Source organism: Campylobacter concisus (genome assembly GCF_002913945.1).
Lineage (GTDB): Bacteria > Campylobacterota > Campylobacteria > Campylobacterales > Campylobacteraceae > Campylobacter_A > Campylobacter_A concisus_P.
Genome location: NZ_POZK01000029.1, coordinates 80190 through 95365, shown reverse-complemented (window position 1 = coordinate 95365; position 15176 = coordinate 80190). Strand labels below are relative to the sequence as shown.

Here is a 15176-nt window from a genome sequence, read left to right as displayed (position 1 = left end):
ATATTATTTAATAAATTTTATTTTACAAATCTTACTAATACTTTAGAAATTTCTTATTAATTTTCTTTCTTATTTATAAAGTCTTTTTATTGGATTTTGATAATTTTTATAAGCTATTTTTAATTTATATAGTTAGATTAATATTTGTAAGAATTTGTAGTAAATATAAATTTTAATCTTGCCCCTATAATCAGGAGCAAGGAATAACAAATTTTAGCTCTCAAGCCCTAAATTTGCTCTATATTCTTCGTAAGTGCCTTTAAAATCAACCACTTCGCCATTGCCTTTTAGGTGTAAAATTCTATTTGCAAAGGCATCTATCAGCTCCCTATCGTGGCTCACGCAGATGACTGAGCCGTTAAAGTTATAAAACGCCTCGCCAAGCGCGATGATAGCTTCAAGGTCGAGGTGGTTATTTGGCTCGTCCATGACAAGTAAATTTGGTCTGTGAAGCATGAGCTGAGCTAGCCTTACTCGGTGTTTTTCGCCACCGCTTAGCGCGCCCACTGCCTTTTCTTGCTCGGCACCGCTAAAGAGCATCCTGCCAAGGCACTTTCTGATCTCGTCGATGTCCTTGTTTTTGGCATCTTGCAAGTACTCATAAAGCTTTAGCTCGCCATCTATCTTATTTACCATATCTTGCGCAAAATATCCAAGCTCGATGGTCGCGCCTATATGCACCTCGCCCACATCAGGCTTTAGCTCGCCCATTATGATCTTGCAAAGCGTACTTTTACCAACGCCGTTATGGCCGATGATGGCTAGCTTGTCGCCCTTTTCAAGCTTAAAGTTAAAATTTTCAAATATCACCTTATCATCAAATTTCTTACTTATATTTTTAAGCTCTATTAGCTCATTGCCTATCTCGCGGTTTGCACGAAATAGTATGCTAGGATCACGCCTGCTTGATACAGCAATCTCGGCAATATCGAGCTTTTCAAGCTGTTTGGCACGAGAGGTCGCCTGCTTTGCCTTGCTCGCATTTGCTGAAAATCTCGCGATAAATTTCTCTAGCTCCTCTTTCTCTTTTAGCTTCTTATCACGCTCCATCTCATGCTGCTTTGCGATCAAATTTGCAGCCATATACCAATCGTCGTAGTTGCCTGAAAACTCGCGAATTTTCTTAAAATCCACATCCAAAATGTTTGTGCAAACCCTATTTAAAAAGTGTCTGTCGTGGCTAATGACTACAAGCGTGCCCTCGTGGCGGTTTAGCTCGTTTTCTAGCCATGCGATCGCGTCTATATCAAGGTTGTTTGTTGGCTCGTCTAAGAACAAGATGTCTGGCTTTGGAAAGAGCACTTGAGCTAGCAAAACCTTAACTTTATCGGAGTTTTCGACCTCACTCATGAGCTTGTCAAATTCATTTAGCCCAAGCGAGCTTAAAATTTTCTCTATCCTAGTCTCGTACTCGTAGCTTGGGTCTTCCTCGGCACTTATCATCTCAAGTTCGCTTAAGCGCTCATTTATCTCATCTGTAAATTCCTCACTCATATAGAGCTTCTCTTTCTCTTTTACGGCGTCGTATAGGCGTTTGTTGCCATAAAGCACCGCATCTTTTAGTGTGAAATTTTCAAACGCAAACTGATCTTGTCCAAGTACGCCAACTTTTAGTCCATTTTCTATGATGATCTCGCCGCTAGTTGGCTCGATAGCTCCGCTTAAAATTTTTAAAAATGTCGATTTACCAGCACCATTTGCGCCGATTAGTCCGTATCTGTTGTGGCGATTTAGCTTTAAATTTACATCCTCAAATAGCAAACTGCTTGCAAATCTTTGAGTAAGTCCCCTAACTTCTAACATTATTTTTCCTTGAATTTATTTTTTTGCGATTTTGCCTAAAATTTGATTAAAAAGCCATTTTTGCTACTTTAGCCTAAAATGACCCGTGATCTTGTAGTTATAAAGTATATTTTCTTCTTGCACGCCAGAGCCGATATTGTGGATGACAAGCGGTATTTGGCCTTCAAATTTATCTGAGATCACACCGATGTGAGGCAGATTTCTTGGTAGCATCCATGTGACGATATCGCCTGGCAGAAATTTATCATCACTCACCTCAAAACCTTTCCTTTTTAGATAGGTGGCGATGTTTAAAACACGCCTGTGATCGATGTTTTTATCAGCCTTTTTAAGTCCCCATTTTTTAGGATAACTTGCAAAATTTATACTCATATCTTCAAAAATAAGCCTTTGCAGATCCATATCCTGATGACGTAGCGCCCTTACCACAACGTCGGTGCAAACGCCCTTTTTGATATCCACGTCGCCCATAGGATAGGCGAGCTTTTCGTAGCTTGGATCGTAACTTAGCGTCACACCGATCTGCGACCTAGCGTCATTTACAAATTTACTCGCCGAAAAGGCAAAAATTTGTGTGGCAAAAAGAGCCAAAAGCAGAAATTTCTTCATATTCTACTTCAAAAGCATAGTTTTTAAGATACGTTTTCCTATCTCAACGCCTGGCTGATCGTAGGTGTTGATACCTAGCATGATACCAGTTGCCGAGGTTAGCAGCTCATAGTAAAAAATGAGCCAGCCAGCGTGAAACTCATCAAGCCTCTCAAGTGTGATCGTATCGACGCTTATGCCCTCTTGCACCAGCGCCATAGCCGTCGCGTCGCACTGCAAATTTATAAGCTCATTTAGGCTTAGACCCGCCACAAAATCGCACTCTTCAAGCCCTTTTAGGCTTAAATTTGGGATAGTCTTGTCGCTCACGTGATCTTTTATCTTTATAAATGTCACACTCTTATCTTTTACGCCGTCCATGATAAGCTGTAAAAAGCTGTGCTGATCGCGGCTGCCGACAAGTCCAACTGGCGTAAGACCGACCCTTTTATAGCCTCTTTTTTTACCAAGACTCTCCGCCCAAAGCTGCACATACCAGTCGTTAAATTCAAAAAATCTATCGCAATAGCTAAAAATGACATTTATACTGGCATTTCTGCTAGTGGCGTAATGGTAGGCTTTAGCGACTATTGAGCTATCTTTTTGCTCGATGTATTGCTTCTTGCAAGCAAGCGCGCCCTCCAGTAGTGCCTTTATATCATATCCGCAGATGCCAAGAGGCACAAGACCGATCGCACTTAGCACGCTAAATCTCCCGCCAACATTTTTTGGAATGTTAAAAAAATTAATGCCATTTTCTTTAGCAAAATTTTCTAAATTTGTCTCAGGATCAGTTATGATGAGGAAATTTTTGCCTAAATTTTTAGGCTTAAAGTCATCAAGCAAGCACTTAAAAATAGTGATCGTCTCGATCGTGTTACCTGATTTTGAGCTTATTATAAAAAGTGTCTCGTCAAAATTTAGCCCATCAAGCGTGCTTTTGTAGCTACAAGGATCGACGTTATCTAAAAACAAAAGCTCTCTTTTTATCCCCTTTGTGCCTTCGAGCATCGATTTTAGCGCCTTTACACCAAGACTACTGCCACCAATGCCAACTAGCACGACGTTTTTGATATGAGCAAGGCCTTTTTCATACTCTTCGATCTCGCCAAGTAAATTTTGCCCAAGGGCTGGCAGGTGGTAGTAGCCTATCTCGCCGCTTTCGTATTCGTCGTTTATGCGTTTGGCGTAGGAGTCGATGACATCGCTGCTTGCAAAGTTAAATTTAAATGAAGTTTCTATCATTTACTGCGCTCGTAAAAGAAATTTGTAGCCTCGACAAAGCCATCGATACTGCCGCAGTCAAATCTCTTGCCCTTAAATTTATAAGCTAGCACCATGCCATCTTTTGCCTGCGTTTTTAGTGCATCTGTGATCTGGATTTCGCCGTTTTTACCTGGCTTTGTTCGCTCTAAAATGTTAAAAATATCTGGTGTTAGGATGTAGCGTCCAATGATGGCTAAATTTGTTGGAGCCTCGGCAGGATCAGGCTTTTCAACCATATCATCGACCATTATGAGATCATCTTCTATAAATCTACCACTTACGACGCCATAAGACTTGGTCTGCTCTTTTGGCACTTCCATTACCGCAACTACGCTGCAGCGATACTTCTCATAAATTTTAACCATTTGTGAAAGCACGCCCTCGCCGTTTTCATTTATGCATAGATCATCTGCTAAAATGACCCCAAATGCCTCGTCACGAACTAGCGTTTTACCTGTATAAATAGCATGTCCAAGCCCTTTCATAGCATTTTGTCTCGTAAATGAAAATGTGCATGAGCTCATTAAATTTCTAACTTCGCTTAACAGTGACTCTTTTGAGCTACCTGCGATCTCTTTTTCTAGCTCGTAACTAATGTCAAAATAGTCCTCAAGTGCCCTTTTTCCGCGTCCTGTGACAAAGGCCATATTATCCATGCCAGCCTCAAGTGCCTCATCAACGCCGTAGTGAATGAGCGGTTTTGTAAGGATTGGCAACATCTCTTTTGGGAGCGATTTTGTAGCTGGCAAAAACCTCGTTCCATACCCAGCAGCTGGAAATAGGCAAGTTTGTATCATTTTAGTCCTTCGTGAAAAATTGCAAAATTCTACTATCTTTTCCTTAATAATATAAATTTGTTTAAATTTACAAGGCTTTAATTAGCAAATTGATAAGATTTTTAAAATTTTAAAAAAAGAGCAAATTTGCAGACGATTGATAGGATTTTTAAAGCTCAACTCGACATAAAAAAGTCAAATTTCTTAGCATTTTTGTGCCCGATAAGCTCGTTTAAAAGCTTGCATGAAAGCCTAAAAGAGGAGCATTTTAAGGCTGTTCACGTAGTTTGGGCGACAAGAGAGCTAAACAAATACGGCCAAATAGTTGAAAATCAAAGCGACGATGGCGAGCCAAAGGGTACTAGCGGCCAGCCGAGCCTAAATGCACTAAGGGGTGCTGAGCTAATAAATGTTGGGGTCTTGATAGTTCGCTACTTTGGCGGGATAAAGCTTGGCACTGGAGGGCTTGTAAGAGCCTACTCAGGGGCTGTGAATGAAGCGATAAACGAGGCGATAAAAGATGGTGGCGTGATGAAATTTGAGTTAAAAGATGAGGTTAAATTTTTTACACCATTTTCGCTGATGAGCCGCTTTGAGCACTATTTTGCCACTAAAAATTTAAGTGAGTTTGAAAGAGAATTTAATGACCTTGGAGCGATCTGGGGCGTAAATTTAAACGAAGCCGAGTTTGCTGAGCTATTTAAATTTTGCAAAGAATTTGAAGCAAGCGAGTTTAAATTTTTAGCCCTTGCGCTTAGTGGCAAGAGCTTATTCGCTCATCAAAGCTAAATCATTGTAAAATCGCGCAAATTTAAACCAAGAGAGAAAAAATGATAACAAAGGAAAATTTAAAAGAAGTAATAGAAAACCTAGGATTTAAACCAGCTAAAAATAGAATCATGAAAAAGATATATCAAAATGACGATAGAATTTTTATTGAAGTTGATTTTTAAAATTCTAAAATTACCTATTCTCCAATAGATAATAGCTTTAAAGAAGGCGAATTTCCAAGCCGAAATCGCCCGAGTAACGGTATAATAATCCACCGAAATACGACCACTAATTTTAGCGTAAACGAAAATTTCGTTTGTTTAATTTGTATAGACAACTTGCTTTCAAAAGGCTACAAGCCTTCTCATATTATTTTAGAGCCTTCGATAGGAGTAGGGCACGTAAATAAGCCCTCATACGGGGATATTTTGGTTTATAATGAAAATTACGAGCGATTAGTCTTAATAGAAAATAAAACTTACGGAAGCGAATTTACAAAAGAGTGGAATAATATGCAAAAAGACGGCGGACAGCTATTTTCTTATGTTGCCGCACTTGGAAAATGCGACTGAGTTTGCCTTTATGCCGCTGATTTTGATCACGGCGATATTATTTATAATAGCCATTTAATCACACTAAAAGATAACGAAGAGTATTTAAACGATCAAAATGCAAATATCAAAAAAGAAGAAGACAAAAAGCCTTATTTTAAAAATGCGACAAATCACACTGAGCTTTTTAAGGTCTGGAATGAAAGCTATCAAACCGGCTACACTACGAAGGGGCTTTTTGAAAACGACATAAGCGCGTATAAAATTGGCAAAGAAAAATATACTTTAAGCGACTTAAATAAAGTTCCGTATACTAATATTAGAGCGATTTATAACGAATTTGCGACCATTTTGAGAAATAACGCCATAGGAAATTACGAAAATACGTTTTATATTTTAGTCGATCTGTTTTTGTGCAAAATCGTCGATGAAAAAAATATGCAAAACGGCAAAAGCGATGAATTGAAATTTTACTGGAAAGGTTTTGGTAGCGATACTCCGCTTGAATACTGCGATAGACTTTTAGAGCTTTACGCTCAGGGTAAAAAAGAGCTTTTTGAAGTAGATGTCGTAAATATAAATAAAGGCAAAATCGATGAAATTTTTGAGCGAAAAAAGAGATATCCGGGAGAATTGCGAAACGAGCTCGATAAGCTTTTTAAAGAGCAAAAATTTTACAATATCAAAAAATTTAACTTTATTGAAGTAGAAAATAAACAAGAATTCGACCTTAATTTTAAAATATTGCTTCATATAGCAAACCTTATCCAAGATATTTATATAACCAAAAGCGAAAACAATCAATTTTTAGGTGATTTATTTGAGGGGTTTTTAAATCGCTCCATTCACCAAACCGAAGGGCGATTTTTCACGCCGACGCCGATTACGAATTTTATCATTAACTCGTTACCTAATTTTAAAAGCGGAGATAAAATCTTAGACTACGCTTGCGGTGCAGGGCATTTTTTGACCGAGTTTATCCAACACAATGGAGATTGTAAAATTTACGGTATCGAAAAAAATAAAAATCTCTCAATGGTTGCAAAAATAGCGACTATTTTTTATGACAGTAAAAACGAAGCTAAAATTATCTTTCAAGATACATTGGAAAAACCAGATCAAAGTAAGGACTACGCAAGGGAATTTGAAGACGAAAGCTTTGATCTTATTATCTCGAATCCGCCTTATTCAGTCAAAGGTTTTTTAGACACGCTTTCACAAAACGATAGGGAAAAATTTGATCTTTTAAAGCAAATAGATAGTGCTAGTTTTGATAAAAATAACGCCATCGAGTGTTTTTTTATCGAGCGAACGGCGCAGTTACTAAAAGAGAGTGGATATTTTGCATTGGTATTGCCCGTTTCCATCCTTTCAAAGGGCGGTATTTACGAAACTACACGCGAAATTTTGCTGTCTAAATTCGATATTTTAAGCATCGTAGGACTTAACTCTCGCACTTTTGGTTCTACTGGTACGCAAACAGTTATCGTCTTTGCTAAAAAGCGCGAAAAAGAAGCTGATGATTTAATAAAATGCTTTATAAACACCGAATTTGAGCTTATAAAAGAGTTTGTAAATTTTGAAGATCACGATATAATCGCAGAATATTGTAATTTTAAAGGCTTTAATAAAGATGAGTTCATAGACTTTTTAAAAAAAGATATTTTAAATAACAATTTGGCTCAAAGTGAGATATTTAAAAGCTATAAAGACGAATTTGAAAATACAAGTTCCAAAGTCAAAGAATTTAAAAAAGAAGCGATGTCAAAAACTAAACAAAACGAGCTTTTTGAAAATTCTTCATTTTATAAAGCGGAGCTTAACAAGAAAGAAAAGAAGGCTAAATTCTATGAGTTTTTACAAAGCAATGATTTTAAAATTTTAGAGTAAGAATTTTACGACGAGCAATTTATCGAAAAATGTAAAAATTTAGAGCTTTCGAAGCTAAAATTTTATGCTTTCATAAATGATAATGAGCTACTTTTAGTAAAAAGTCCAGAGGATAAAAAGCAAGGTGGCGATAGTAAAAAAAGCAACAAAGACGAAATCGTAAAATTTCTAGGTTATGATTGGAGCAGCCGCAAAGGTGACGAGGGTATAAAATACGTAACTTCAGCACAAACACAAGAAGAACTTAAAGATGGTGACGATGATAGCGACGATGAGAAAAAAGAAAAAGAGGCTTTGCGAAATATCAACTCGGTAAAATTTATCCAAACGCCGCTTTACAATCCGCAAGATAAAAATGATAAAACTAAAATTTGCTATGCTTTAAAAAGTTTTTTTGACAATAAATTTGACGATGAACTCTTGGCTCAGATAAATCCGAATGATGTAAATTCATTTTCTATTCAAAAAGCAAATTTAATCGATTTAATGGATTTTGGAAAGACTAATTTCGATAAGGCGATAAATTTAAGCATGAAAAGTAGTGTAAAGATAATGAGTGAGTATCCGATGGTGAAGCTTGGGACTTTGCTTAATACAATAGAAACTGGCTCGCGTCCAAATGGTGGAGTTGGTAATTTAAATGAGGGTGCGTTAAGCCTTGGTGGAGAGCATATTCATAATACAAACGGCATAATAAATTTGGTAAATCTAAAATTTGTAAGCATTGAGTATTATGAAAATAATCAAAAAGGCAGATTAAAACAAAATGATATTTTGCTTTGCAAAGATGGAGCATTAACTGGGAAAATTGCACTTTTAAGAGATGAGCTGAATAACAAAAGAGCTATGGTAAACGAGCATATTTTCATACTTCGAGCAGCCGATATAATTACTCAGAAATATATTTTTTATTTTTTATATTCTCCGTTGGGTCAACAAATTTTAAAACAAAATACTACCGGTGCAGCACAAGGAGGGCTAAATTCTACAAATTTAAAAAACATAAGAATTCCTTTTAGTAATAATAAAGAAAATAAAAAAGTGTTTCAAAAAATCGTAGCCGAATGCGAAAAAGTAGATAACGAGTTTAAAACTATTAGAATGGAGATTGACGAGTTAAGAGCTAAAATGAGTAAAATTTTCTCTAAGTTTGGCATAAGTTTTGAAACAAATGGGGGGGGGTATGAGCTAATTTCTAAATTTTGCGATATTTTAATAGGAGGAACACCCAAAAGAGGTAATTCCGTATATTATGGCGGAGAAAATTTATGGCTAAGTATTTCAGAGATGAATTCAAACTTAATAACCAACACTAAAGAAAAAATTACAAATTTAGGGGTAAAGAACTCAAACGTTAAACTTATACCAGAAGGTACAACTCTTGTTAGCTTTAAACTAAGTATAGGAAAAACCGCCATTGCAGGAACTGATTTATATACAAATGAAGCAATAGCCGCCTTTGTTGTCAAGAAAGAGTTTAAGGACAAAATTTTGGATAAATTTATCTTTTGCTTATTTGATACAAAGTTTATAAAATTACAAAAAAATGGATCGAATGCTTTTGGTCAAAGCTTAAATTTAAAAGACTTAAATTTGATAAAAATCCCACTTCTACTGCTTTCTATACAAAAGCAAATCGTAATAGATTTTGAAGTTTTAGAAAGCGAAATCTCGCAAAGAGAGCAAAAGTTAGCAAATTTGCAAGGCAAATATAATGAAATTTTAAATAGACATTTATAGTTTAAGCCTTTCCATTATAAAATCCATAAAAAAATAAAGTGAGATTCTATGGAAATTTGGAACGATATTTATAACCACTTTAACCCAGTCGCCTTTAGTATCTTTGGCTTTAGTGTGCACTGGTATGGGCTCATGTACATCTTTGCCCTTGTTTCAGCACTAGTCGTAGCAAAATACCTAGTCAAAAAAGATAAAATTTCTATCTCGGACCAGCTTTTGGACAACTACTTTTTTTGGGTCGAGATCGGCGTTATTTTAGGTGCTAGACTTGGCTGGGTTTTAGTCTATTCAGGCGAAGTAAGCTACTACTTGACACAACCTTGGCAAATTTTTAATCCATTTCATAACGGCGAATTTATAGGAATTCGCGGTATGAGCTATCACGGTGCTGTAGTTGGCTTTTTGCTTGCGACATATCTATTTTGCAAAAGGTATAAACAAAATTTATGGCAGCTACTTGATCTTTGTGCGGTTTGCATACCTTTTGGCTATACATTTGGCAGGATCGGAAATTTCTTAAATCAAGAGCTTTTTGGACGAGTTGCAGATGTGCCTTGGGCGATAAATGTTTTTGGGCAACCAAGACATCCTAGCCAACTTTATGAGGCATTCTTAGAAGGTTTAGTTATTTTTATTATTTTATTTTTATATAGAAAATTTAAGAAATTTAATGGCGAGCTGATCGCACTTTATGCTATTTTATACACTTTTGCAAGATTTATTTGTGAATTTTTTAGAGAGCCTGATTCAGGGCTTGGATTTATTATTTTTAATCTTTCAATGGGTCAAATATTATCACTTATCATGTGTGGTTTTGGAATTTTTGTTTATGCTATGCTTTATAAAAAATTTTCAAAGCTCTAATATAAGTGTTTAAAAAATATTAAAGTAAAAATCTGCTAGCATTAGCTTTATCAATTAATACTAATATTTAAATTAGTATTAAGAAATGATAATTTATTTCAAATTTCTTAGGAGGGCTCATGACTGGGCTTATAGAAGGTTTTTTGGGAAAACGGTCGGACGACAAAAAAAGTCGCACACCAGCCGCTTGGGATAGATGGCAAAGTATTACAGGTTTTATTTTAGCCTGTTTCATATTGTGCCATATGGTTTTTACTTCTACTATACTACTTGGTAAAGACGCATTTAACGCTGTCGTAGGATTTGCGGAAGCTAAATTTTTATTTGGAGAAGCTACTTGGTGGATTACTAATGTTATTGCCGCGGTAATATTTGCCATTTTTATCGCTCATGCATTTTTAGCTATGAGAAAATTTCCAGCAAACTACAGACAGTATCTAATGTTTAGAGGCCACAAAGACCGCATGAAGCACCTTGATACTACGCTTTGGTGGTTTCAGTTTTTAACCGGTTTTGCTCTATTTTTCGCAGCTAGCGCACACCTAGTGGATATAGTCTTTGGCGGACACATTACTGCAGATAAATCAGCGGCTGCATTTCATCAACTAGAAATTTTCTACTTCGCTCTACTTGTTTTTATGGTAGTTCACGCTAGTATCGGTATGTACCGCTTGTATGTCAAATGGATAAGCATTGATGGTGCAAATAAGCACGAAATGTTTGCCAAAAGAAATAAGGCAAAAACAATTGTATTTGCCGTTTATGGCATACTTGCTATAATTGCGCTAATTGCCGATTTCGTGTGGATCAGCCATTAAAAAGGAGCTAGAAGATGAATGTAAAATATTATGATGCATTAGTTATCGGAGGCGGTCTAGCTGGTCTTAGAGCTGCTGTGGCTGCTGGAGAAAAGGGCTTAAGCACCGTCGTTTTAAGTCTCATACCTGTAAAGCGCTCGCACTCTGCGGCTGCGCAAGGCGGTATGCAAGCCTCTTTGGGAAATTCAAAAATGAGCGAAGGCGACAACGAGGATGTGCACTTTGCAGACACCGTAAAAGGTAGCGACTGGGGCTGCGACCAACAAGTTGCACGTATGTTTTGCCAAACTGCTCCAAAAGCTATCCGCGAGCTAGCCGCTTGGGGCGTGCCCTGGACTCGTATAACAAAAGGCGAGAGAAGCGCTATCATCAACGCTCAAAAAACGACTATCGTAGAAAAAGAAGAGGTCCACGGACTCATCCACTCTCGCGACTTTGGCGGAACTAAAAAATGGAGAACATGCTTTACGGCGGACGCCACCGGTCACACTATGCTTTTTGCCGTAGCAAACGAAGCGCTAAAACATAACGTCGAAATCCACGATAGAAAAGAAGCTATCGCGCTAATCCACGCAAACAACCGCTGTTACGGCGCGATCGTTCGTGATCTAGTTAATGGCGAGATCACGGCATACGTCGCAAAAGGTACGCTAATCGCTACGGGTGGCTACGGAAGGGTTTATAAACACACCACAAACGCCGTAGTTTGCGAGGGTATCGGCGCGGCCATCGCTCTTGAGACGGGAGTTGCGCAACTGGGAAATATGGAAGCGGTGCAGTTTCACCCGACTCCGATCGTTCCATCAGGCATTCTTTTAACAGAAGGTTGCCGCGGTGATGGCGGAATTTTACGTGACGTTGATGGATATCGCTTTATGCCAGACTATGAGCCTGAGAAAAAAGAACTAGCTAGCCGCGACGTCGTAAGTCGCCGTATCATGGAGCATATCCGTGCGGGTAAAGGCGTACCTAGTCCATACGGATATCACGTTTGGCTTGATATCTCTATCCTTGGACGCGAGCACATCGAGAAAAACTTACGCGACGTTCAAGAAATTTGCGAAATCTTTAACGGCATCGATCCTGCCGACACAGAAGTATATACCGACGAGAATGGACGACAGCGCGGCAAGGGCTGGGCGCCAATCCTACCTATGCAGCACTACTCTATGGGCGGCATAAAAACTAAGCCTACAGGCGAGAGCCCGACACTAGCTGGTCTATTTAGCGCCGGCGAGGCTGCGTGCTGGGATATGCACGGATTTAACCGTCTAGGCGGCAACTCCGTTTCTGAAACGGTCGTAGCTGGTATGATAGTTGGTGATTATTTTGCCGACTACTGCGGTAGCCACGAGATCGAGATAAATACCGCTGATATCGAAAAATTCGTTAAAAAAGAGGAAGACTATCTAAAGAGCCTGGTTGAAAAAGAGGGCAAATTTAACGTATTTGAGATCAAAAACAAGATGAAAGACATCATGTGGGAGCACGTGGCGATCTTTAGAACTGGCGAAGGTTTAGCCATAGCGGTAAAAGAGCTAGAAGAGCTTTATAAACAATCTTTGGACGTCAAAGTCACAAACAAGGCGCTATTTGGCAACCCTGAGCTTGAGGAAGCCTACCGCGTACCAAAGATGCTAAAACTAGCCCTTTGTATCGCAAAAGGCGCGCTTGATCGCACCGAGAGCCGCGGAGCGCACTGCCGCGAGGACTATCCGAAACGCGACGACCTAAACTGGCTAAATAGAACTCTAACTAGCTGGAAAGAGGGCGATACGCTACCGACTATCGTGTATGAGCCGCTTGATATTATGAAAATGGAGATGCCACCAGCATTTAGAGGCTATGGTGCAAAAGGTAATATTATTGAGCATCCAGATAGTGCCATCCGCCAAAAAGAGGTTGATGAAATTCGTGAGAAAATGCAAGCTGAAGGTAAGAGCAGACAAGAAATTCAAGAGGCTTTAATGCACTATGATCTTCAACCAAAATATAAAGCACCAAACGAAAGAGCAGGAATAGGATATGAGTAGAAAAATAACCATAAAAGCATTTAAATATAATCCATTAAGCAAAATTTCAAAACCACATTTCGCGACCTACGAGTTGGAAGAGACTGATGGTATGACATTATTTATCGCGTTAAATATGATTCGCGAGAAATTTGATCCAGATCTTAGCTTTGACTTTGTTTGTCGTGCTGGAATTTGTGGAAGTTGTGGCATGCTTGTAAATGGTAAGCCAAGATTAGCTTGTAGAACTCTTACTAAGGATTTTGAAAGCGGAGTAATTGAGCTTATGCCTTTGCCAGTATTTAAGTTACTAAAAGACTTAAGCGTAGACACCGGTAACTGGATGAATGCGATGAGTAGGCGTGTGGAGAGCTGGATACATACAGACCACAAGACAGATATTTCTAAGCTTGAGGAAAAGGTTGAGCCTGAAGTGGCTCAAGAGGTATTTGAGCTTGATCGCTGCATCGAGTGCGGTATCTGCGTGGCTGCATGCGGTACGGCTATCATGAGGCCTGATTTCATCGGTGCGGTCGGACTTAACCGCGTAGCTAGGTTTAAAATCGACGCGCTTGATAAACGAACCGATGAGGACTTTTACGAGCTTATCGGCGACGATGACGGCGTATTTGGCTGTATGACTTTGCTAGGCTGTGAAGACAACTGCCCTAAACACTTACCACTTCAAAGCCGCATAGCTTATATGCGTAGAAAAATGGCTGCTATAAAGTAGCAAAGGGGCTGTAAAAGCCCCAAATTTACTTCTAAATTTGTTAAAAAAGACTGCAAATAGATGCCAAAAGGCATAAAAAGATATCAATAGATACAAATAAGAAAAATAAAAATATCAAAAATGGGATTGATAAGAGTGCGCCCATTATATAACCAAGTGGAAATGCGATAAATATAAAGACGATTCCAACACCAGAAACAAAACAAAAAATTAGTGCAAATATCGTAGCAAAGGTGTTTACAAATAAGCTAATACTTTCTAAAAGAAAATTTGTTAGGCCAAGACATCTCATGTTTTGATTATAGCTTTTAAGCCAAAAAATTTATATAATTTCAAAAATTTGCTTCATTTAAGGATATAAAATGTTACCAAGCTATAAAGATATGATGCTGCCTATTTTAGAATTTGTCGCACAAAAGAAAGAGGCAAATAGAGCCGAAATTTCTAAATTTATAATTGAGTATTTTAAGTTAAAAGACGAAGATATTTTACAAAAAATAAAAAGTGGAACTTTTACATATATAAGCAGGACGAGCTGGGCTTTATCCTATCTAGCTACAACAGCTCAAGTAAAATCAAAGCCAGAAAAAGTGCCGCTTCAAAAAGTTGGTAGAAGCCTATTTGCTATAACAAATTTTGGCAAAGAGCTAGTAAGTAGCAAGGATAAAAAGAGCAAATTTCTCACTTGGTACGATGAAATTTACAAACAAGAGATAAGGCAAGAGAAAAAAGAGGCCACAGAAAATACCCCAGATGACAATATAGACGAAGCGCTTTGCAAGATAAAAGAGGAGCTAAAAAGTGAAATTTTATTTAGCATTTTAGAAAAAGAGCCAAGATTTTTTAATACCTTGTAACAAAGCTACTTGAAAAGATGAATTATGGAGCTGGAAATCTCACAAATAAAGGCCCAGATGGCGGGATAGATGGCATCATAGACGAAGATGAACTTGGGCTTTCTAAAATTTATATCCAAGCAAAAAGATACAAAGACCGCAGTAATATCCGTAGGCCAGAAATTCAGCAGTTTATCGGCGCTATTTCAAATAAAAATACTAAAAAAGGTGTCCTTATCACTACGGCAAAATTTACTAAAGAAGCTGAAATTTTCGCCAAAGATAATCAAAATTTTAGTGTGGTTTTGATAGATGGCGACAAGCTTGCAGAGCTGATAAAATATAAAGTCGGCGTTCAAACAAGCCAAATATATGAAATTTGTAAAATCGACACCGACTTTTTTGAGGAAAATAATTTTTAAAATTTTAAGCCATAAAGCACTACTGCGTATATTTATTGCAAGTTGCTGCTTGGGATCATTTTGGTCTTGCTTTATTTGTGTGCTTAAAAAGCAAATTTAAATCTTT

15 protein-coding genes are annotated in these 15176 nt (G+C 37.9%); 11 read left to right on the top strand and 4 right to left on the bottom strand.

The features are described 5' to 3' along the window. Positions 1-213: 213 nt before the first annotated feature. The 4 genes from abc-f to galU form a co-directional block, all read right to left on the bottom strand. A complete protein-coding gene (gene abc-f, locus CYP64_RS06890; protein WP_103649186.1) occupies positions 214-1803 on the bottom strand; it encodes a ribosomal protection-like ABC-F family protein in 1590 nt (529 codons plus the stop codon). Between the two features lie 63 nt (positions 1804-1866). Further along, positions 1867-2412 carry a DUF1287 domain-containing protein gene (locus tag CYP64_RS06885; RefSeq protein WP_103649185.1) on the bottom strand — a complete coding sequence of 182 codons (546 nt, stop codon included), beginning with the start codon at positions 2410-2412 and terminating at the stop codon, positions 1867-1869. Positions 2413-2415: 3 nt separating this feature from the next. Then, positions 2416-3636 (bottom strand): glucose-6-phosphate isomerase, encoded by a 1221-nt coding sequence (locus CYP64_RS06880; protein WP_103649184.1) that lies wholly within the window; start codon positions 3634-3636, stop codon positions 2416-2418. Continuing rightward, entirely contained in the window at positions 3633-4454 is an 822-nt protein-coding gene (gene galU / locus CYP64_RS06875) for a UTP--glucose-1-phosphate uridylyltransferase GalU (protein WP_009294249.1), read from the bottom strand. Before galU ends, CYP64_RS06880 begins: the two co-directional genes overlap by 4 nt. A 126-nt stretch (positions 4455-4580) precedes the next feature. Here galU and CYP64_RS06870 point away from each other — a divergent pair, with 126 nt between their 5' ends. The 11 genes from CYP64_RS06870 to CYP64_RS10025 all read left to right on the top strand — a co-directional run bounded on the left by CYP64_RS06870 (position 4581) and on the right by CYP64_RS10025 (position 15070). Next, complete coding sequence (locus CYP64_RS06870) at positions 4581-5222, top strand: IMPACT family protein (RefSeq protein WP_103649183.1); 642 nt, start codon at positions 4581-4583, stop codon at positions 5220-5222. 41 nt (positions 5223-5263) lie between these two features. After that, on the top strand, positions 5264-5386 hold the full coding sequence (locus CYP64_RS10335) for a hypothetical protein (protein WP_258032979.1): 123 nt from the start codon (positions 5264-5266) through the stop codon (positions 5384-5386). A 246-nt stretch (positions 5387-5632) separates the two neighbouring features. Next, positions 5633-5776: a hypothetical protein gene (locus CYP64_RS10035; protein WP_181001704.1), complete on the top strand. Its 144-nt coding sequence runs from the start codon at positions 5633-5635 to the stop codon at positions 5774-5776. A gap of 330 nt (positions 5777-6106) precedes the next feature. Next, positions 6107-7645: an HsdM family class I SAM-dependent methyltransferase gene (locus CYP64_RS06860; RefSeq protein ID WP_103649181.1), complete on the top strand. Its 1539-nt coding sequence runs from the start codon at positions 6107-6109 to the stop codon at positions 7643-7645. Between the two features lie 294 nt (positions 7646-7939). After that, positions 7940-9385 (top strand): restriction endonuclease subunit S, encoded by a 1446-nt coding sequence (locus CYP64_RS06855; RefSeq protein WP_103649180.1) that lies wholly within the window; start codon positions 7940-7942, stop codon positions 9383-9385. 48 nt (positions 9386-9433) lie between these two features. Continuing rightward, complete coding sequence (gene lgt / locus CYP64_RS06850; protein WP_103649179.1) at positions 9434-10249, top strand: prolipoprotein diacylglyceryl transferase; 816 nt, start codon at positions 9434-9436, stop codon at positions 10247-10249. 119 nt (positions 10250-10368) lie between these two features. Then, positions 10369-11067 (top strand): fumarate reductase cytochrome b subunit, encoded by a 699-nt coding sequence (locus CYP64_RS06845; RefSeq protein ID WP_021091688.1) that lies wholly within the window; start codon positions 10369-10371, stop codon positions 11065-11067. 14 nt (positions 11068-11081) lie between these two features. Continuing rightward, entirely contained in the window at positions 11082-13100 is a 2019-nt protein-coding gene (locus CYP64_RS06840) for a fumarate reductase flavoprotein subunit (RefSeq protein WP_103649178.1), read from the top strand. Then, entirely contained in the window at positions 13093-13812 is a 720-nt protein-coding gene (locus tag CYP64_RS06835; protein WP_103649177.1) for a fumarate reductase iron-sulfur subunit, read from the top strand. Before CYP64_RS06840 ends, CYP64_RS06835 begins: the two co-directional genes overlap by 8 nt. A gap of 362 nt (positions 13813-14174) precedes the next feature. Beyond that, positions 14175-14669 carry a winged helix-turn-helix domain-containing protein gene (locus CYP64_RS10030; protein WP_181001703.1) on the top strand — a complete coding sequence of 165 codons (495 nt, stop codon included), beginning with the start codon at positions 14175-14177 and terminating at the stop codon, positions 14667-14669. Positions 14670-14686: 17 nt separating this feature from the next. Then, positions 14687-15070: a restriction endonuclease gene (locus CYP64_RS10025; RefSeq protein ID WP_181001702.1), complete on the top strand. Its 384-nt coding sequence runs from the start codon at positions 14687-14689 to the stop codon at positions 15068-15070. Positions 15071-15176 lie beyond the last annotated feature (106 nt).